This is a genomic window from Massilia sp. Masssp94 (assembly GCF_059491305.1).
The window spans coordinates 1,070,305-1,087,797 of record NZ_CP168501.1 but is presented as its reverse complement, the minus strand read 5'-3'; the positions used below and the strand labels follow the sequence as shown (position 1 = coordinate 1,087,797).

The following is a 17,493-nucleotide window of genomic DNA, read 5'->3' as shown; positions in this document are numbered from 1 at the left end:
CAGCGCGCAAACGTCAACCCTACCGTCGGGGACGGCTCGCGGGGTGCAACCGCGGGGCGCGCGCGGTGCGCCTCAGCTCATTTCAGCGTACCTGGATACGGATATCGCCCAAGGTCACGACCTGGCCGGCACGGATCTTGGCCGTCTTGCGCAGTTCCTTCTTTCCATCGACCGACACGTCGCCGCTTGCCACCACGTGCTTGCCGGCGCCGCCGCTGTCCACCACGCCGACCAGCTTCAGCAGCTGGTTCAGCTCGACGAACTCGGAAGTCAGTTCAAAAGTTGTTGTTTGCATTTTATCCTCTGTTAAAAATGGGCGTCGTATTGTTGTGTTCGTTTAGACAACACTTTTCAAAAAAACAACGTCGCCTCCACGCGAGCGGGGCGACGTCATGTATCCGATGCGGTGCCGTCAGGCCGGGCTGGGCCGCGTCATCTCGATCGGCACGATCCACTGGTCGAACTGCGTCTCGTCGACGAAGCCCGATTGCAGGGCTGCCTGGCGCAAGGTCAGGCCGTTGTGCTGGGCCGTCTTGGCGATTTGCGCGGCGCGATCATAACCGATATGCGGGGCCAGCGCGGTCACCAGCATCAGCGACTGCTCCATCAACTCGCCGATGCGCTTGCGATTCGGTTCGATGCCCTGCGCGCAATGCTCGTCGAACGAGCGCATGCCGTCCGCCAGCAGGCGCGCGCTCTGCAGGAAGTTGTGGGCGATCATCGGCTTGAACACGTTCAGTTCGAAATTGCCCTGCGCGCCGCCGACGGTGATCGCGACGTCGTTGCCGAACACCTGGCAACACAGCATCGTCAGTGCCTCGCACTGGGTCGGGTTCACCTTGCCCGGCATGATCGAGCTGCCCGGCTCGTTTTCCGGGATCGTGATCTCGCCCAGGCCGGAGCGGGGGCCGGACGCCATCCAGCGCACGTCGTTGGCGATCTTCATCAGCGCCGTGGCCAGCGTCTTGAACGCGCCGTGCGCCAGCACCATCGCGTCATGGCCGGCCAGCGCCATGAACTTGTTCGGCGCCGACTTGAATTGCAGGCCGGTGCGCGACGAGATCTCGGCCGCGATGCGGTTGGCGAATTCCGGATGCGCGTTCAGGCCCGTGCCCACCGCGGTGCCGCCGGCGGCCAGCAGCAGCAGGCCGGGCAACGTGTTCTTGATCGCGTGCTCGGCGAATTCGAGTTGCGCCACGTAGCCGGAGAATTCCTGGCCCAAGGTGAGCGGCGTCGCATCCTGCAGGTGCGTGCGGCCGATCTTGACGATGTCGGCGAAGTCGCGCGACTTCACTTCCAGCGTGCCGCGCAGCTTCGCCAGCGCCGGCAGCACGTCCCTGGCGACGGCCAGCGCGGCCGCCACGTGCATCGCGGTGGGAAACATGTCGTTCGACGATTGGCCCATGTTGACGTGGTCGTTCGGATGCAGCAGGCGCGCCTCGCCCCGCTCGCCGCCCAGCAGTTCCGAGGCGCGGTTCGCGAGCACCTCGTTCATGTTCATGTTGCTCTGGGTGCCGGAGCCGGTCTGCCACACGGACAGCGGGAATTCGGACGGATGACGGCCTTCCAGCACTTCGTCGGCCGCGCGGATGATGGCGTCGGCCTTGTCTTGCTTGAGCTTGCCGAGCGAGCGGTTGACGGCGGCGGCCGCGCGCTTCACCTGCGCCAGTGCGGCGACCAGTTCCGGCGCCATCTTCTCGCTCGAAATGTGGAAGTGGTGCAGCGAACGCTGGGTCTGCGCACCCCACAGCTGATCGTTCGGTACGTCGATCGGGCCGAAGCTGTCCTTCTCAATCCGGTTTTCCATGGATGCATCCTGTTGGTTTGACAATGGAATTAAAGAGTGTACCGCAACGGCCGTTAACCACGTTGTAGCCCCCATTTTTCCACGCCATGGCCCGCCGCACCCGCCTTATTCTCTCCAGCCTCGCTCTCGCCGCGCTTGCATCCGCCCACGCGGCCGAGCTGGGCGACCCGCGCGTGTCGTCGCACATCGGCCAGCCGCTCGTGGCCGACGTCGAGCTGACGATGCTCGACGATGCCGCCACGCCCGTGCAGGTGCGCGTGGCCAGCCCGGAGGTCTACAACGGTGCGGGCATCGCCGTGCCGCCCGTGCTGTCCAGCCTGAATTTGTCGGTGATGCGGCGCGACGGCCGCCAGTTCCTGCACGTGACGTCGCTGCGTGCCGTCGACGCGGACCATGTGCACCTGTACCTGGAACTCGTCGACAAGGGCCAGCGTGCCGTGCGCCTGGCCACGCTGTGGTTGACACCGGATCCGAATCCCGCGCCGCCGCCCGCGCCCGTGCGCGTGGCGGCACCTGCGCCGGCGCCGGTGCCGCCGGCCAACCCCGACGCGGTATTGCTCGCGCAGGTCGAACGGGCCCGCGTGGCGCACGCGGCGCCGGTGGTCCGGCGCGAAGCCGCAAAACCCGTAACGCCGCCGCCCAGTGCCGGTGGTGCGCCGTCCGCCGCCGGCGCCCGTCGGCAGGCCGGAGGTCCCGCCGCCCGCCTGTGCGCCTCGGGCCGAGGAAGTGCAGGCCTGCGCGGCCCTCGGCGCGAAGAACGACGAGTTGCGTTCCCGCCTCGGCCAGGTCGAGGACCGGATGAAGAAGCTGCAGGTGTCGCTGGCCGCGCCGGCCGTGGCGCACGAGGCGCCGAAGCCCGAGACCAGGCCGGAGAGCAAGCCGGCGCCGCCTCTGCCGAAACCCGCCGGCCCGCGCCCGATCTCGTCGATCAAGCCGCTCGTGCCGCACAAGCCGAAGGCGCCGCCGCCGGACGAACGCTTGCCGTGGGGCTGGATCGGCGCCGCCATCGGCGTGCTGGCGCTGGGTGGGGCGGGGGCATATGCCGTCCGTCGCCGCAAGGCGCCGCCTGCGGCAGGCGGGGCCGCCGAGCCGACGCTGGAGTAGTGTTCAAAATCTTCGCTCGACTCGTCTACACAAGTGCGGATTTTGCGTTATACTCAATCCAGAAGTACACGGATCAGGGTCCGCCGCAGCCACCACCGATAGCGTGGCGCGGGGTCGGACGATCGCTGAGGAAGCGCCTGATGCCGGAAGCGGTTCGCTGCCAACAGTGGCAGACGGACGCCGGAGGCAACCGGCAAGAGGCGACGCCAGGGGATGCCTGGTAGTCGCGCTCCCCATTCCTGGAAACCGCGCTGATGACCCACGTCGCTGCGCGGTTTTTGTTTGCGCGGCGCGCGTTGGCCTCCCGCTCGGGTTATCGCTACCATAGGGGCAGATCATCGATCGAGGAGGGGGCATGAACGAGCTGGTACGCGCGGATTTATTCTCCGAATACTGCCCGTCGCGTGAAGTGCTGAAACATGTGACGAGCCGCTGGGGCGTGCTGCTGCTCGTCGCGTTGACGGATGGCACGCACCGCTTCGGCGAACTGCGCCGCAAGGTGGGCGGCATCAGCGAAAAAATGCTGGCCCAGACGCTGTATTGGCTCGAGCAGGACGGCTTCGTGCAGCGCATCGCCCATCCCGTCGTCCCGCCTCACGTGGAATACCGGCTGACGCCGCTCGGCGAGCAGATCGGGCACAAGCTTGGCGACCTCGCCGCATGGATCGAAGGGAACATGGATGGCATCCTGGCCGCGCAGAAAGCAAAAAGCCCCTTGGACGGCAAGTCGAAGGGGCCTCAGGCGGGGTAGGACGGATCAGTGGGCGGGGCTCAGTGCGCGGTCCAGCTGGCCCATCCACGGCTCGGTGATGTCGCGCACGGCGCGGTCGTTGGCCATGATCTGCTTGAGCAGGTCGATCTTGCGCTTGCGGGCGGCGCCATCCAGCGGCGGGACGCCACTCTTCGCCGCGCTCGACTGCAGGGCGCACTGCGTTTCCAGGCGTGCCAGGCCGTCCCAATCCCCTTCGCGCGCAGCGACAGCCATGCGGCTGCTGAGGGCGGCGATGTTTTCGTACATTGCGAGGACTTCGTTGGACGTCATGACTGCGCTCCACCAATGAGGCAAACTCCGGCCGGATTGCCGGTTGTCTGCCTTTTACGGCAGCGTTTTGGAGAACTTTAGGGTTTTCGAAAGATTTTTTTGAAATTTTTTTAGGAGAGGCACCATGAACATCAGCTGGACTCCGGTCAGGACCGTCATCGTCCTCGCGATGTGCGGTACCGCGCTCGTTACCACGGGCGCGGCGGCATCCGGGCAGACCCCGCCCGCGGCCAGGGAGGACGTCAATGCGGCCGGGACCGCCCAGGCCACCTTGCGGCCGGGCGACGATTTCTTTGCCTGGGCCAACAAGGACTGGCTTGCCAAAACGACCATCCCCGAGGACCGGGCTATGCGCAGAGCTGGCGCACGAAGGCGCGCGAGGCGGCCGAGCGGCGCGGTATCCTGACGGACGGCCACGCTCCGCCGCAATATCGCACTGCCACCGTGCGCAACTTGGACGCCTGGTACAAGGCGTTCGACGTGCAGCCGGGGCAGGCGCTGTACCTGCCGCCGGACGAGCGCGTACGCGTTTGGTAAACCGGCGATTTATGTCTGACGGGTAAGCTGCGCCGGTCGGAAAGAGCCCCGAACTAGAATGGTTCGGGCATCTTTCATCGTGGTTCTTGCTATGAAACAGCATTATCTCGACGTCGACCGGCGCATCATTCATCACTTTGCACACATGATCGAAGACGACGACTACGAAGACATCACGCGGCGCACGCTGCACCATTACGACGACAACGCGCGCCGGTTCTTCGCCGGCACCATCGACCACGACGTCAGCCAGAACATCGATGCGCTGCTGAGTGCGATCGAAGCGCCGGCGCCATACACGATCCTCGACTTCGGCTGCGGGCCGGGGCGTGATCTGAAAACGTTCACGGCGCTGGGCCACCATGCCATCGGCCTGGACGGCAGCGAGAAATTCGTCGAGATGGCCCGCGCGTACAGCGGTTGCGAGGTGTGGCACCAGAACTTCATCGACCTGCATCTGCCGGACGCGACGTTCGACGGCATCTTCGCGAACGCGTCGCTGTTCCACGTGCCGCGCGAGCTGTTGCCGAAAGTGTTGAAGGAACTCCATGCGGCGCTGAAGCCGGGCGGCGTGCTGTTCAGCTCGAATCCACGCGGCCATAACGAAGAAGGGTGGAACGGGCCGCGCTACGGCTGCTTCCACGACTACGCCGCCTGGGAGCGCTACGTCGTCGAGGCCGGCTTCGTGCCGCTGCGCCACTATTACCGTCCGGAAGGATTGCCGCGCGAGCAGCAGCCCTGGCTGGCCAGCGTGTGGCGCAAGGCAAGTTAATGGTTTGTTAGTTTGCGTACAGAATGAAGGCCGCCATCCAATTATCCTGAATGCATCCCGCTTGATTCGCAAGCGGTCTTACTCATCAAGGAGGATTCCGACATGAACGACGACCAAATCAAAGGTAAAGCCAAGGATATCGGTGGCAAGATTCAGGAGGAAGTCGGCAAGGCTGTCGGCAGCAGCGAACAGCAGGCCAAGGGCCTGTCGAAGCAGGTCGAAGGCAAGGTGCAGGAAAAAGCCGGTGATCTGCGTGACGCGATCAACAAGGGCAACCGCTGATACGCGGACCCTGTCCACCTGACCAACGGCCGCCGCGTGCGGCCGTTTTACTTATTCGGCCTGCCGGTCGCCGAGGATGTCTTCCACGTACAGCTTGTCGACGAGCACCACCAACATGGCCGTCAACGGCGTCGCCAGCGCGATGCCCGCGAAACCGAACAGCGTGCCGAACACGAGTTGCATGACGATGGTGAGCGCAGGCGGAATCTCGACCGCGCGCGCCTCGACGAGCGGCTGCAGCACATACCCTTCGACCGTCTGGATGCCGAGGAACAGCAGCACCGTGTACAGCGCCAGGTCGGGACTGATCGACAGCGCGATCAATACCGCCGGTACGCCCGCCATGATCGGGCCGATGTAGGGAATGAAGTCGAGCAGCCCGGCGATGATGCCGAGGATCAGTCCCAGCGGCACGCCCAATAACGTGAGCCCGCCGGCCGTCGCGGCGCCGACGATCAGCATCGACAGCGATTTGCCGATCAGCCAGCGCGCCAGCGTGTCGCCGATGTCGTCCATCACCTGCACGGCGCGCTCGCGCTTGCCCTGCGGTACGAGCTTCACGATGCCTTGCTTGTACTGGCGCGGCGACAGCGCAAAATAAATGCCGACGAACACGATGATAACGACGTTGCCGAGCGCGCCGAGCACGCCGCCGAAGAACAGGCCCGCGTTCGGCACGAACTGCTGCATCGATCCGATCAGTTCCTTGGCGTCCGGCAGGTCGGCGGCGATCCGCGCGAGCAGCGGCTGGTTCTCCACCATCTGGCGCAGGCGCTGCAGCGATTGCGGAATCTGCTGCGCCAGTTCGGTCGATTGTTCGGCAATCTGGGGCGCCATCGCCCACCCGCCGAGCCCGATGATGAGCAGCAGCGCCAGCACGACGACGACGAGCGCGAGCTTGCGGTTCCAGCCGAAGCGCCGGCACAGGATCGCGCTCAGCTCGTACAACAGCACGGCGAACAGGACGCAGGCAAAGAGCAGCAGCAGCGCGTCGATGGCCAGCACGACGGCCGCGGCGAGCGCGAGGAAGAGCACCGCGATGCCGTCGACAAGGACGAAGCGGCGCATCAGTTTGCGCTGTGCCGGCTTGACGGCGGGGGAGGTGGACGTGTCGTTCATGACAGAATGCTATCAGCGGCGCCGCGGGACCGTCGCGCGCGTGGCAATGTGCGTGCGCTAACTGAGCCATACGGGCGCGGGCGCTACGATGGTGTCGAGCTTTGAACGAAAGGAGAACACCATGAATTCGGACCAGATCAACGGCAAACTGCAAGACATCGGCGGCAAGATCCAGGAGGAGGCCGGCAAGATCGTCGGCAGCCCGGAGCAGCAGGTGAAAGGCTTGCAGAACCAGGTCGAAGGTAAGACCCAGGAAAAGCTGGGCGACCTGAAGGAAAAAATCCACGACGCCACCAAATAAGCTGGCGCCAAGAAAAATCGGCCGCACGTTGCGGCCGATTTTTTTATTGGGAAACGAATCTTACTTCGGGGCGGTCCCGCCCAGGTTCTTCTTGAAGAACGCCTCGATCAGGCCGTACACATGGCGCTGTCCCGCACGCGACGAAATGCCGTGCTTGGCACCCGGATACGTCATCAGCTCGAAGCGCACGTTGCGGTTGACGAGCGCGTCGATCAGGCGCGTCGAGTTCGTGAACAGCACGTTGTCGTCGGCCATGCCGTGCACCAGCAGCAGCGGCGACTTCAGGCCATCCAGGTGCGCGAACACGCCGCTGCGCTCGTACGCGGCCGGATCCGCCTGCGGCGTCGCGCCCACGAACTGCTCGGTGTAGTGCGTGTCGTACAGCGCCCAGTCCGTCACGGGCGCCACCGACACGCCCATCGCGATCTTGTCCGAGCCAGCCTCCAGCAGGCGCAGGGTCATGAAGCCGCCATAGCTCCAGCCGAACACGCCCACGCGCTTCGGATCGACGAAGCTTTGTTGCGCCAGCCAGTCGATGCCCGTCAGCTGGTCTTCGACTTCATGCGCGCCGAGGTTGCCGTAGATGACGTCGGTGAACGCGCGCTCGCGGCGCGACGAACCACGGTTGTCCAGCACGAACACGACGAAGCCCTGCTGGGCCATGTACTGGTTGAACAGGTTGCCCCACTGGCGCGTGACGCGCTGCGAATGCGGGCCGCCGTACGTGAACAGGAAGACCGGGTAGCGCTTCGTCGCATCGAAGTTGGCCGGCTTGATCATCGAGTAGTACAGCGTCTGGCCGTCGTGCGCCTTGATGCTGCCGTATTCCGTTGGCAGGTGGTCCTTCGCGTAGTTCGCGTACGGGTGCTGGGCGTTCAGCTCGTTGTGTTCGAGCCACTCGACCATGCTGCCGTCCGCGCGGCGGATCGACACTTGCGGCGGCGTGTCCGGATCGGAGAACGTGTCCACGAAAATCTTGCCGTTGCGGGCGAACACGTCTTCGTGCCAGCCGTCCTGCTTCGTCAGGCGGACCGGCTTGTTCGCATTGCTGCCGTCGAGGTTCAGCACATACGTCTGCTTGTCGATGACGGCATCCTTGTTCGACGCGATATAGACCTTGCCGGCCTGCTCGTCGACGGCGAGGATGTTGTCGACGCCCCATTCGCCGCTCGAGATCGGGTGCAGCAGCTTGCCCGACAGGTCGTACAGGTACAGGTGCTTGCGGCCGCTGCGCTCGGAGGCCCAGATGAAGGCTTTCTGGCGGCCGAGGAAGCGCAGGTCGTCGTGGATGCTGACCCAGGTTTTCGACGTTTCCGTCAGCAGCGGGCGCTGGGTCAGCGTGGCCGCGTCGACGGCGACGAGATCGAGACGCTTCTGGTCGCGCGACTGGCGCTGGTAGACGAGGGTCCTGCCGTCCGCGCTCCAGTCTGCGCGCACGAGGTAGATGTCCTTCTCGGGACCGAGGTCGACCTTCTTCTGCGCGCCCGTCGCCGGGTTCACGATCATCAGGTCGATCTCGACGTTCTTCGCGCCGGCGGCGGGGTAGCGCTGGTCGATGACTTCCGTGCGGTCCGCGAAGATCTCGAAGCGGCGCGCGACGGGCACCTGCGCCTCGTCATAGCGGCGGTAGGCGATGGCCGAATCGTCCGGGGCCCAGTAATAGCCCGTGTGCTGGTCCATCTCTTCCTGCGCGACGAATTCCGCTTCGCCGTTGTGCACGGTGTCCTTGCCGTCCGTCGTCAGCTGGCGCTCCTGGCCCGTCGTGAGGTCGATGACGAACAGGTTCTGGTCGCGCACGTACGAGACGTAGCGGCCCTTCGGCGAAATCTTCGGATCGCCGACATTGCCGGACGCGACCTTGCGTGCGGCTTCCGGCCGGTTCACGTCGACGAGGTACAGGTCGCCCGCGATTGGCACGAGCAGCTGCTTGCCGTCCGGCGACCAGCTATAGCTCAGGATGCCGGACAGGCTGGCCGTGCGGGCACGCTCGCGCCTTGCCTTTTCTTCCAGCGACAGGTTCTCGTTCGGGACCAGTTGTTTGGAGTCGACCAGGCGGTGCGCGGTCTTGTCCTTCATGTTGAATTCCCACAGGTCCAGCTGGAACTGGTTGTCGGTGCGTCCGCGCAGGAAGGTCACGCGTTCGCCGTCGGGCGAGACGCGCAGGCTGCGGACGCCTGGACCGGCCAACGCCGGGTCGGCGTGGATACGGTCCAGCGTCAGCCGTTCCGCCGATGCGGGAACGGCCGACAATGCGGCTAAAAGGCAGAGAAAAAGGCGCATGGGGGCTCTTGGGTAAAGAATTAAGAAATTATTCTTGTGCAACGGCGGAACGATACCAGAGTCGTCCGCGAAACGCTGTAAAGACGGCGGGCGGGAAGGAAGGGATGATGGACGAACTGTAATGTTTGCATCTGCTGCGATGCACTATGATCATTTCGTCGGCACCCCAATGCCGACAATAGGATGAAACTCTCTCCTAGGGTTACGCCGATGGATTCCCCGTCCATCGGCTTTTTTTTGCTTTAAATTCGGGGTCAGAGCACATTTTCGATCAATGTGTCGCCGGACAAAATCGCTGCGAGGACACCCGGCGCTTGCAACAGGAAGTGCAAGCGGGCCTGGGCCACCATTAAAGCTTGCTTCAAGGATTGTGCACAAAAAAGTGCTCTGACCCCGAATTTATGCGTGGTCGCGGATGCGCAGCTTGGAGAGTTGATTCAGCGACCACGCCAGCAACACGGCGGCCACGGTCAGCCCGAGCACGAGGCCGATCCAGAAGCCGGTCGCGGCCATCGGCTTGCCCGGCGACCACGGGAACCAGTCCGGCGCGAGGCCCAGGATCCAGCCGACGGGCAGGGCCACGCCCCAGAACGCGATCATCTGGATCACCATCGGCGAGCGCGTCACCTTGTAGCCGCGGATGGCGGACGCGGCCGCGACCTGCGTGGAATCGGACAGCTGGAACAGCGCGGCGAACAGCAGCAGCATCACGCACGTGGCCTGGACGGCCGCGTCGGACGTGTACATCGCCGCGATCTGCCAGCGGAAGAGGGCGATGCCGATGGCCGACATCAGGCCGAACGCGATGCACATGCCCGTACCCACCCAGGCGACGAAACGCGCGCGCACCGGATTGCCTTCACCCATCGCCTGGCCCACGCGCGTGAGCGCGCCGATGCCGAAGCTCAGCGGCACCATGAACACGAGCGACACGAAGTTCAGCGCGATCTGGTGCGCCGACACCTCGATCACGCCGAAGCGCGCCACGAGCAGGCTGATGATGCCGAACGCGCTGACCTCGGCGAAGTGCGTGATGCCGATCGGCAGGCCCAGGCGCAGCATGCTGCCGATCTCTTTCCAGTTCGGGCCTTCCCAGTGCGTGAACGGATACGTCCGGCGGTAGGCGGGCGATACCCTGATCCACACGACCATCGCGCCCAGCATCAGCCACATGCCGCTGGCCGTGGACACGGCACAGCCCAGCGCGCCCAGTTTCGGCAAGCCGAACTCGCCGAAGATGAACAGCCAGTTCATGCCGATGTTGTACAGGAGGCCGCAGAGCGCGATGATCATGATCGGCTTGGTCTGGTTGATGCTCGTCGTATAACCGTACAGCGCGCGGTAGCAGGCGAACGCGGGCATGCCGAGGCTGATGATGTGCAGGAAGCTTGAGGCGCGGTCCGCGACGGCCTGGTCCAGGCCGATGTGGTCGAACACGAGCGTGCACAGGTTTGCCGCGAGACAGCCCGCGACGCCGACGCCGAGACCCATCCACAGCGATTCGCGCACGGAGTGGGAAATGCGGTCGAAGCGGGCGGCGCCCATCTCGTGCGAGACGACCGAGTTCACGGCCATCATGATGCCCATGACGGTAACGAGGATGATCGACCACACGGACGTGCCGAGCGACACCGCGGCGAGCTCTTCAGCGCTGACGTGGCCCGTCATGGCGACGTCCGCCACGCCCATGCCGACGGTCGCGAGCTGGCCCACGAGCATGGGCCACGAGAGCCGCCACAAGGTGGCGATCTCGGTGCGGACGGGATGCGGTGCAAGGGCGCCGGCGCTGGACAGGTTGGACGTCATGGATCGGTTTGCTGGGGAAACCGATCATTTTACTGAGGAATTGCCGACACCGTGTGACGGCTGATTACCGTTGCGCCAGGGTCGTCCCCGGTACCGATTTCAGGTAGGCATACAGCGCCCGCAGGTCCGTCTCGTTCATCTGGCGGAACGACCCGAACGGCATCACGGGACTGATCGCGCTGCCGTCCGGCCGGTGGCCCGTCCGCAGCATGGCCATGAACGCGTCCGCCGTCGGATAGCGGTTCATCGCGCTGCCCTTGCCGGGCGCCAGCCGCGCGGCGGGCGGCCACGACGGCGGGGCACCGGGGACGCGGCCGCCGGCCAGGTCCGCGCCGTGGCAGCCGGTGCACGTGGCGGCGACATAGGCGCCATACGCCGGCGTGACGGCGGCCGGCATGGCCTGCGGCGGCGCGAGGGCGTGGTCGATCTTTTCGGACGCATCCTTGATCACGCCGAACGCGTACAGCGCCTTCACGGGCACCGGCACGTCGATGACGGCCTTCACGCCGGACACGGGGCGCATCTGTTCCAGGAAGGCGACGAGGGCGGCCATGTCTTCGTCGCTGAGGCGGCTGTAATCCTCGCTGGGCATGATCATGACGGGATTGCCGTTCGGCTTGACGCCATGGCGCACGGTGCGCACCCAGTCGATCACGCGGTAGCGCGCCGTGGTGCCGTTCGGGCCCGCCGTGATGTTGGGGGCGACGACGAGCATGCCGCCGTCGCGCACGACCGTCCGGCCGGCGCCGTCCGCACCATGGCATTCGGCGCAGCCGCGCGTGTTGTACAGGTAGCGGCCGTGGTCGACGCGGGCGACGTCGGGCACGACGTCGAGCGGACGCACCTGCAACGCGATGCTGCGCGCCATCTTGCGTTCCCCCAGCACCTTGCCGACGCCGGCCGTGGCGACCCCCAGCAGGGCGAGTGCCGCCAATGCGATGCTCGTGCGCTTGACCCATTTGCTCACCATGACTCTCTCTCCTTGTTGGACGAACGGCAACACGAGGAATCTAGCACTGCCGTTTTTGGCCGGATACTGGTTGAAATGCTAAGCACGGCCAAGGAGACGTGATGAGGCATGCATCAAGCATGCGTCATTGATTTATTGGGTAGTGAAGTTGGTGAGCCACTGCAGGTTGGCGTCCTTGCTCCAGTTCGCCGTGCCGTTGTTCCTGTTACCGTCCAGGCTGTTCTGGCTGCCGCAGCAGCCGCCGGATGCGCGCACATGAAAATTATCAGATATATTTTCCCACTGTTAATTTCTGCATGTGCTATTGATCCGGCTGCAACTAACGATTACACCGGACTCGGTCATAGTGAAGTCGCGACACAACTACAACATTCGCTTTTTTGGGTGAGGTGGCCGTGGATCATACGATTGGAAATCTGGTCAATTCTCCTCGAGTCGTGAATCAAGTCGACCGCCGCAAAGCCTTGGAGGAACTGGGTTTTATTTGCCCGTCCGCGACCGATACACCGTGTTCCTACGACGGAAGTGCAAAATCGACCATCGTAAGCGCGGATCGAAAAGACACGACAAGATTCGTCACTAAAGTGCATATTCAAGCACGGTTGAGCGATCGTGTGGTTAAGGTGGAAAGCCACATTTCAAAAACTGATTTTTAAGCGAGGCATGCCGGGATACTGAGCTTCTTGTCATCCCGCGCCAAGAAGAGGCGTAGTTGAAAAGCAAGCCCCCCGCCACAACTTACGGGACATTCAACTATCCAACCGATCCAGGAGCAAGCTCGTGGAATACAAGGACTATTACCAGACGCTTGGTGTCGAGAAGACCGCGACCCAGGACGACATCAAGAAGGCTTACCGCAAGCTGGTGCGGCAGTACCACCCCGACGTCAGCAAGCACAAGGACGCGGACGCGAAGACCAAGGAAATCAACGAGGCCTACGACGTGCTGGGCGACGCCGAAAAGCGTGCGGCCTACGACGAACTGGGCCGCGGGCACCGACCCGGCCAGGGCTTCCAGCCGCCGCCGGACTGGGGCACGCAGTTCGATTTCGGCGGTGCCGGCGGGGACGATTTCTTCAACGACCTGTTCGCCCACGTGGGCCGGCGTTCGCGCGCGGGCGGGGGCGCGCACGCGGGCGGCGGCGGGTTCCAGATGCCCGGCGAGGACATCCACGCGGCGATTTCCATCGACCTGCGCGACGCCTACCAGGGCGCCACGCGCACGGTCAGCCTGCGCGTTCCGCAGCACGATGCACAGGGCCGCACGACGATGCAGGACAAGACCCTCAGCGTGAACATCCCGAAAGGCGTCACGCCGGGCCAGCAGCTGCGCATGCGGGGGCAGGGGCATCCGGGATTCGGCGGCGGGCCGGCCGGCGACCTGTATCTGGAAATCCAGCTGAACCCCGACCCGCGCTATCGCGTCGAAGGGACACACGTGTACCAGGACGTGCCGGTGGCGCCGTGGGAAGCGGCGCTCGGTGCGAGCATCTCGGTGCCCACGCCGTCCGGCACGGTCGAGGTGACGGTGCCGCCGGGGTCGCAGAGCGGACGCAAGCTGCGCTTGAAAGGACGCGGCATTCCGGCCAGGACGCCGGGCGATCTGTACCTGATGCTGAACGTGGTGCTGCCGCCCGCCACCAGCGACCGTGCGCGCGAGCTGTACGAGGCGATGGCGCGCGACCTTGCCTTCAATCCACGCGAACGCATAGGAGCCTGAACGATGCATGACGATATTCTCACCGGCGTGCTGCTGGACGACGTGGCGCTGACCCTCGACGAACTGGCGCGCGCCTGCAACGTGGAGACCGACTGGGTCGTGCGCCACGTGCAGGCGGGCGTGCTGGGCGGCGAGACCAGCGTGCAGGTGACGAGCTGGCGTTTCCGCAGCGGCGACCTGGCACGGGCCCGGCGCCTGCTGAGCGTCGAACGCGACTTCGACGCCAACGAGGACCTCGCCGCGCTCGTGGTCGACATGGCCGACGAGATCCGCCGCCTGCGCGCCCGCATGCGCGTGCTCGGCATCGACTAAAGGTCCGACCGCCTGCGGGCACCGGTCTTATGGCGGGCGCGGCGGGGCGCGGTGTGCGCCAGACTCACCGTGCTATCTTGCCCGCTATGCTCAAACTACCGACCAACGCCACCGCACCGTTCTGCCCATCGGAAGTCTCCGGCACCGTCAGCGTGCCCGAGAACGATCCGCTGTGGAAAAAGATCCTGCGCTATGCGGGCCCCGGCCTGCTGGTGTCGGTCGGCTACATGGACCCGGGCAACTGGGCGACCGCCATCCAGGGCGGCTCGCAGTTCGGCTACGACCTGCTGTTCGTCGTCGTTCTGTCCAGCTTGGCGGCCATCGTGCTGCAATGCCTGAGCATGCGGCTCGGCATCGTCACGGGCAAGGATCTCGCCGTACATTGCCGCGAACAATATTCGCCAGTGCACGCGAAAGGCTTGTGGGCGTTCGCCGAACTGTCGATCATCGCGTGCGACCTGGCCGAAGTGCTCGGCTGCGCGCTCGCGTTCCATCTGCTGCTGGGCGTGTCGCTGCCCGTCGGCGTGGCACTGACGGCCCTCGACACCATCATCGTGCTGGGGCTGAAAGGCACGGGGTTCCGGAAACTGGAAGCCATCGTGCTGGGCCTCATCGCGACGATCGCCATCTGCCTGTTCACGGAGCTGTTCCTTGTCGACCCGGACCCGCGCGCCGTCCTGGCGGGCCTCGTGCCGTCGCTGGAAAAGGTGGGCCAGCGCGACGCGCTGTACCTCGCCATCGGCATCCTCGGCGCCACCGTCATGCCGCACAACCTGTACCTGCACTCGTCCGTCGTGCAGACGCGCGTCCTGCGCCACGACCTCAACCAGGACGGCGCCCACCTGGCCGAAGCGATCAGGCTGTCGCGCATCGACACGGTCGTGTCGCTGCTGCTGGCGCTGTTCATCAACGGCGCCATCCTCGTGCTGGCCGCGGCCGCGTTCCATAAACCGGGCGGCGGCAATGTGATGGACATCGACCAGGCCTATTACCTGCTGGCCCCCGTCGCGGGCACGGCGGCCGCGGCGATCCTGTTCGGCCTGGCGCTGCTGGCGTCCGGCCAGAGCTCGACGTTCACCGGCACCATCGCCGGCCAGGTCATCATGGAAGGCTTCCTGAAACTCAGGATTCCCTGCTGGCAGCGCCGCTTGATCACGCGCGGCCTGGCGCTGGGGCCGGCGATGATCGGCGTGCTCACGTTGGGCGACCACGCCATCGGCAAGATGCTCGTCGGCAGCCAGGTCGTGCTGAGCCTGCAGCTGCCGTTCGCCATGTACCCGCTGATCCGCCTGACGGGCCGCCGCGACCTGATGGGGCAGTTTGGCAACAAGTGGTGGACGACGGTGCTGTCGTGGTTCCTGTTCGTCGTGATTTCCTCCGCCAACGCATGGATGGTGTGGCAGGCGCTGTCCGCCTGATTCGCCGCGTGCGACGCGCCCCGCCAGCCCTGCCTAGAATGGTCGATTGTCCTCATACGTTCGACCAAAAGGAGTTTATATGGAACAAGTTGCCAACAAGCCTTTGCAGGGCAAGCGCGTCGCCATGCTCATGACGGATGGCGTGGAACAGATCGAGTACACGAGCCCGCGCTCTTTCCTGGAAGAGCAGGGCGCCACTGTCGTGTTGCTGTCGCCGAAGGCCGCCGGCGACGAAGTGCAGGGTTTTAATCACATGCAGCCGGCCGACCGCTTCAAGGTCGAGATGAACGTGCGCGACGCGAAACCGGCGGACTTCGACGGGCTCGTGCTGCCGGGCGGCGTCGCCAATCCGGACCAACTGCGCCTCAGCAAGGAAGCCATCGATTTCATCCGCGACTTCGATGCCGAGGACAAGATGGTCGCGGCCATCTGCCACGGTCCGTGGACGCTGATCGACGCGGGCATCGCCACCGGCAAGCATCTCACCAGCTGGCCCAGCCTGAAGCGCGACCTGATGAATGCAGGTGCCGAGTGGTCGGATGAGGAAGTCGTGCTGGATGCCCGACTGGTTACGAGCCGCAAGCCGGATGATCTGCCCGCCTTCAACGACATGTTGTTGAAGGAATTGCTCGTGGCGCCAGGGACGGACCCTGGGCCGACGTCGTAGTCGATGTATCCAATAAACTGGAGAACTAATCCAGGATAGTTGACGTCTTATCTTTCATATTGGAGAATACATCCATTATGAAAGATGACTCTACCGTTAACGAACGCATCGCCCAGCAGATGCGCCTCCTCCGCAGCGAGCGCGGCCTGTCGCTCGATGCCTTGTCGACCCAAAGCGGCGTGAGCCGTTCGATGCTGTCGTTGATCGAGCGGGGCGAGACGAGCCCGACGGCCGTCGTGCTCGACAAGCTCGCGGCCGGCCTCGGCGTGCCGCTCGCATCGCTGTTCGACGACCCGGCGCGCAAGGCCGAGCCTGTCTCACGCCATGCCGACCAGGTCACGTGGCGGGATCCGCATTCCGGCTATCTGCGCCGCAATGTCTCGCCCGAAGGATTCCAGTCGCCGACACGCATCGTCGACGTGGAGTTTCCGCCGCGGACGCGCGTGACGTACGAGGCCGGCCCCCGCACGCCCGCCGTGCTGCAACAGATCTGGATCCTCGAAGGCCGCATGCAGATCACGTACGGCAGCGAATCCTGGCTGCTGGAGACGGGCGACTGCCTCGTCATTCCCCTCGACGCACCGAATTCCTTCCACAACCCCGGGGACGTGCCGGCGCGCTACGCCGTCGTCCTTACCACGTTTGGCAGGAGCTGATCATGAGTTGCCGCGTACGCCGTATCCATTCGCTGACCGATGCCGACATCGAAGGCCTGGCGGCCGTTCTCTTCGACTGTGTCGAGGGCGGAGCGTCCGTCGGGTTCATGCAGCCGTACACGCTGGGGCAGGCGCTCGGCTGGTGGCGCGGGCTCGCGGCCGACGTTGAGTCTGGCCGGCGCGCGCTGCTCGTCGCCGAGGACGAGCACGGCATCGTGGGCACCGTCCACCTCGTGCTGGCGATGCCGGACAACCAGCCGCATCGGGCGGACCTGTGCAAGATGCTCGTCATGCGGCGGGCGCGCAAGCAGGGCGTCGGCGCGGCGCTGATGGATGCGGCGGAGCGGGAAGCGCGGTCGCTCGGCAAGACGCTGCTGGTGCTGGATACGGCCAGCGCCGAGGCGGAGCGCCTGTACGCGCGCATGGGGTGGACGCGATTGGGTGTCGTGCCCGGCTTTGCGTTGCTGCCGGAAGGCGGGCTGTGCGATACGACGTATTTTTATCGCGAACTCGTCTGAGTGGAGCGGGTGTCTCCCCAGCGGTTTCATCCTTTGCAAGAATAATATTGAGCATAAATGCGACATTTTTTCTTCTTCGTAGAAATGCATTTATGTTTCCCCTGGGAATCTATGTAAAATGTAAGCCGTGGTTTTGGCGGGCAATGTGCTGTTGTTGACGATATGACGTGGTCGGAAATGCCA

21 protein-coding genes and 1 pseudogene are annotated in these 17,493 nt (G+C 64.7%); 15 read left to right on the top strand and 7 right to left on the bottom strand.

The features are described from left to right. Window positions 1–82: 82 nt before the first annotated feature. Both ACEN9G_RS04665 and fumC read right to left on the bottom strand, forming a co-directional pair. On the bottom strand, window positions 83–295 hold the full coding sequence (locus tag ACEN9G_RS04665) for an RNA-binding S4 domain-containing protein (RefSeq protein ID WP_413345059.1): 213 nt from the start codon (window positions 293–295) through the stop codon (window positions 83–85). 117 nt (window positions 296–412) lie between these two features. Further along, window positions 413–1,807, bottom strand: coding sequence for a class II fumarate hydratase (gene fumC / locus ACEN9G_RS04660; protein WP_413345061.1), 1,395 nt, complete (start codon window positions 1,805–1,807; stop codon window positions 413–415). 86 nt (window positions 1,808–1,893) lie between these two features. On the opposite strand from fumC, the pseudogene ACEN9G_RS04655 reads away from it, so the two are divergent. From ACEN9G_RS04655 to ACEN9G_RS04645, 3 genes and pseudogenes are all read left to right on the top strand, one after another. After that, window positions 1,894–2,214, top strand: a pseudogene (locus ACEN9G_RS04655) (type IV pilus assembly protein FimV); the annotation flags it as partial. A gap of 241 nt (window positions 2,215–2,455) precedes the next feature. Then, on the top strand, window positions 2,456–2,911 hold the full coding sequence (locus ACEN9G_RS04650) for a hypothetical protein (protein ID WP_495605575.1): 456 nt from the start codon (window positions 2,456–2,458) through the stop codon (window positions 2,909–2,911). A 355-nt stretch (window positions 2,912–3,266) separates the two neighbouring features. Further along, entirely contained in the window at window positions 3,267–3,662 is a 396-nt protein-coding gene (locus ACEN9G_RS04645; RefSeq protein ID WP_413341894.1) for a winged helix-turn-helix transcriptional regulator, read from the top strand. Between the two features lie 6 nt (window positions 3,663–3,668). Here the strand turns inward: ACEN9G_RS04645 and ACEN9G_RS04640 are convergent, their stop codons facing one another. Further along, on the bottom strand, window positions 3,669–3,953 hold the full coding sequence (locus ACEN9G_RS04640) for a flagellar protein FliT (RefSeq protein WP_091659394.1): 285 nt from the start codon (window positions 3,951–3,953) through the stop codon (window positions 3,669–3,671). A 124-nt stretch (window positions 3,954–4,077) separates the two neighbouring features. Between ACEN9G_RS04640 and ACEN9G_RS04635 the strand changes: the two genes are divergently transcribed. From ACEN9G_RS04635 to ACEN9G_RS04620, 4 genes are all read left to right on the top strand, one after another. After that, entirely contained in the window at window positions 4,078–4,359 is a 282-nt protein-coding gene (locus tag ACEN9G_RS04635) for a hypothetical protein (protein ID WP_413341899.1), read from the top strand. Continuing rightward, window positions 4,251–4,490 carry a M13-type metalloendopeptidase gene (locus ACEN9G_RS04630; RefSeq protein WP_413341898.1) on the top strand — a complete coding sequence of 80 codons (240 nt, stop codon included), beginning with the start codon at window positions 4,251–4,253 and terminating at the stop codon, window positions 4,488–4,490. Before ACEN9G_RS04635 ends, ACEN9G_RS04630 begins: the two co-directional genes overlap by 109 nt. A gap of 145 nt (window positions 4,491–4,635) precedes the next feature. After that, window positions 4,636–5,262: a class I SAM-dependent methyltransferase gene (locus ACEN9G_RS04625; protein ID WP_413341896.1), complete on the top strand. Its 627-nt coding sequence runs from the start codon at window positions 4,636–4,638 to the stop codon at window positions 5,260–5,262. Between the two features lie 102 nt (window positions 5,263–5,364). Further along, window positions 5,365–5,544, top strand: coding sequence for a CsbD family protein (locus tag ACEN9G_RS04620; protein WP_056129126.1), 180 nt, complete (start codon window positions 5,365–5,367; stop codon window positions 5,542–5,544). Window positions 5,545–5,595: 51 nt separating this feature from the next. On the opposite strand, the gene ACEN9G_RS04615 is transcribed toward ACEN9G_RS04620, so the two are convergent. Beyond that, window positions 5,596–6,663 carry an AI-2E family transporter gene (locus ACEN9G_RS04615; protein WP_413341891.1) on the bottom strand — a complete coding sequence of 356 codons (1,068 nt, stop codon included), beginning with the start codon at window positions 6,661–6,663 and terminating at the stop codon, window positions 5,596–5,598. 121 nt (window positions 6,664–6,784) lie between these two features. On the opposite strand from ACEN9G_RS04615, the gene ACEN9G_RS04610 reads away from it, so the two are divergent. Further along, window positions 6,785–6,964, top strand: coding sequence for a CsbD family protein (locus tag ACEN9G_RS04610; protein ID WP_036237358.1), 180 nt, complete (start codon window positions 6,785–6,787; stop codon window positions 6,962–6,964). A 60-nt stretch (window positions 6,965–7,024) separates the two neighbouring features. Here the strand turns inward: ACEN9G_RS04610 and ACEN9G_RS04605 are convergent, their stop codons facing one another. From ACEN9G_RS04605 to ACEN9G_RS04595, 3 genes are all read right to left on the bottom strand, one after another. Further along, a complete protein-coding gene (locus tag ACEN9G_RS04605; RefSeq protein WP_413341890.1) occupies window positions 7,025–9,244 on the bottom strand; it encodes a S9 family peptidase in 2,220 nt (739 codons plus the stop codon). Between the two features lie 399 nt (window positions 9,245–9,643). Beyond that, window positions 9,644–11,050 (bottom strand): MATE family efflux transporter, encoded by a 1,407-nt coding sequence (locus ACEN9G_RS04600; protein ID WP_413341889.1) that lies wholly within the window; start codon window positions 11,048–11,050, stop codon window positions 9,644–9,646. Window positions 11,051–11,114: 64 nt separating this feature from the next. Further along, window positions 11,115–12,020 carry a c-type cytochrome gene (locus tag ACEN9G_RS04595; RefSeq protein ID WP_483126433.1) on the bottom strand — a complete coding sequence of 302 codons (906 nt, stop codon included), beginning with the start codon at window positions 12,018–12,020 and terminating at the stop codon, window positions 11,115–11,117. A 108-nt stretch (window positions 12,021–12,128) separates the two neighbouring features. Here ACEN9G_RS04595 and ACEN9G_RS04590 point away from each other — a divergent pair, with 108 nt between their 5' ends. The 7 genes from ACEN9G_RS04590 to ACEN9G_RS04560 all read left to right on the top strand — a co-directional run bounded on the left by ACEN9G_RS04590 (window position 12,129) and on the right by ACEN9G_RS04560 (window position 17,310). Then, window positions 12,129–12,461: a hypothetical protein gene (locus ACEN9G_RS04590; RefSeq protein ID WP_483126432.1), complete on the top strand. Its 333-nt coding sequence runs from the start codon at window positions 12,129–12,131 to the stop codon at window positions 12,459–12,461. Between the two features lie 339 nt (window positions 12,462–12,800). Further along, a complete protein-coding gene (locus ACEN9G_RS04585) occupies window positions 12,801–13,739 on the top strand; it encodes a DnaJ C-terminal domain-containing protein (protein ID WP_413387307.1) in 939 nt (312 codons plus the stop codon). Window positions 13,740–13,742: 3 nt separating this feature from the next. After that, window positions 13,743–14,051: a chaperone modulator CbpM gene (locus ACEN9G_RS04580; protein WP_413341137.1), complete on the top strand. Its 309-nt coding sequence runs from the start codon at window positions 13,743–13,745 to the stop codon at window positions 14,049–14,051. Between the two features lie 86 nt (window positions 14,052–14,137). Continuing rightward, a complete protein-coding gene (locus ACEN9G_RS04575; protein ID WP_413341139.1) occupies window positions 14,138–15,469 on the top strand; it encodes an Nramp family divalent metal transporter in 1,332 nt (443 codons plus the stop codon). Window positions 15,470–15,548: 79 nt separating this feature from the next. Beyond that, window positions 15,549–16,136 carry a type 1 glutamine amidotransferase domain-containing protein gene (locus ACEN9G_RS04570; protein WP_056129148.1) on the top strand — a complete coding sequence of 196 codons (588 nt, stop codon included), beginning with the start codon at window positions 15,549–15,551 and terminating at the stop codon, window positions 16,134–16,136. A gap of 77 nt (window positions 16,137–16,213) precedes the next feature. Next, window positions 16,214–16,792 carry a helix-turn-helix domain-containing protein gene (locus ACEN9G_RS04565; RefSeq protein WP_413341141.1) on the top strand — a complete coding sequence of 193 codons (579 nt, stop codon included), beginning with the start codon at window positions 16,214–16,216 and terminating at the stop codon, window positions 16,790–16,792. Between the two features lie 2 nt (window positions 16,793–16,794). Then, window positions 16,795–17,310, top strand: coding sequence for a GNAT family N-acetyltransferase (locus ACEN9G_RS04560; RefSeq protein WP_160410530.1), 516 nt, complete (start codon window positions 16,795–16,797; stop codon window positions 17,308–17,310). Window positions 17,311–17,493: the final 183 nt, after the last annotated feature.

What these genes read in the sequence shown, in the direction of transcription:
- ACEN9G_RS04560 (WP_160410530.1), top strand. Translation starts at nt 16,795, where the DNA reads ATGAGTTGCCGCGTACGCCGTATCCATTCGCTGACCGATGCCGACATC.
- ACEN9G_RS04615 (WP_413341891.1), bottom strand. Translation starts at nt 6,663, where the DNA reads ATGAACGACACGTCCACCTCCCCCGCCGTCAAGCCGGCACAGCGCAAA.
- ACEN9G_RS04590 (WP_483126432.1), top strand. Translation starts at nt 12,129, where the DNA reads ATGCATCAAGCATGCGTCATTGATTTATTGGGTAGTGAAGTTGGTGAG.
- ACEN9G_RS04645 (WP_413341894.1), top strand. Translation starts at nt 3,267, where the DNA reads ATGAACGAGCTGGTACGCGCGGATTTATTCTCCGAATACTGCCCGTCG.
- ACEN9G_RS04610 (WP_036237358.1), top strand. Translation starts at nt 6,785, where the DNA reads ATGAATTCGGACCAGATCAACGGCAAACTGCAAGACATCGGCGGCAAG.
- ACEN9G_RS04665 (WP_413345059.1), bottom strand. Translation starts at nt 295, where the DNA reads ATGCAAACAACAACTTTTGAACTGACTTCCGAGTTCGTCGAGCTGAAC.
- ACEN9G_RS04635 (WP_413341899.1), top strand. Translation starts at nt 4,078, where the DNA reads ATGAACATCAGCTGGACTCCGGTCAGGACCGTCATCGTCCTCGCGATG.
- ACEN9G_RS04575 (WP_413341139.1), top strand. Translation starts at nt 14,138, where the DNA reads ATGCTCAAACTACCGACCAACGCCACCGCACCGTTCTGCCCATCGGAA.
- ACEN9G_RS04595 (WP_483126433.1), bottom strand. Translation starts at nt 12,020, where the DNA reads ATGGTGAGCAAATGGGTCAAGCGCACGAGCATCGCATTGGCGGCACTC.
- ACEN9G_RS04580 (WP_413341137.1), top strand. Translation starts at nt 13,743, where the DNA reads ATGCATGACGATATTCTCACCGGCGTGCTGCTGGACGACGTGGCGCTG.
- ACEN9G_RS04625 (WP_413341896.1), top strand. Translation starts at nt 4,636, where the DNA reads ATGATCGAAGACGACGACTACGAAGACATCACGCGGCGCACGCTGCAC.
- ACEN9G_RS04620 (WP_056129126.1), top strand. Translation starts at nt 5,365, where the DNA reads ATGAACGACGACCAAATCAAAGGTAAAGCCAAGGATATCGGTGGCAAG.
- ACEN9G_RS04600 (WP_413341889.1), bottom strand. Translation starts at nt 11,050, where the DNA reads ATGACGTCCAACCTGTCCAGCGCCGGCGCCCTTGCACCGCATCCCGTC.
- ACEN9G_RS04640 (WP_091659394.1), bottom strand. Translation starts at nt 3,953, where the DNA reads ATGACGTCCAACGAAGTCCTCGCAATGTACGAAAACATCGCCGCCCTC.
- ACEN9G_RS04565 (WP_413341141.1), top strand. Translation starts at nt 16,214, where the DNA reads ATGAAAGATGACTCTACCGTTAACGAACGCATCGCCCAGCAGATGCGC.
- ACEN9G_RS04570 (WP_056129148.1), top strand. Translation starts at nt 15,549, where the DNA reads ATGGAACAAGTTGCCAACAAGCCTTTGCAGGGCAAGCGCGTCGCCATG.
- fumC (WP_413345061.1), bottom strand. Translation starts at nt 1,807, where the DNA reads ATGGAAAACCGGATTGAGAAGGACAGCTTCGGCCCGATCGACGTACCG.
- ACEN9G_RS04605 (WP_413341890.1), bottom strand. Translation starts at nt 9,244, where the DNA reads ATGCGCCTTTTTCTCTGCCTTTTAGCCGCATTGTCGGCCGTTCCCGCA.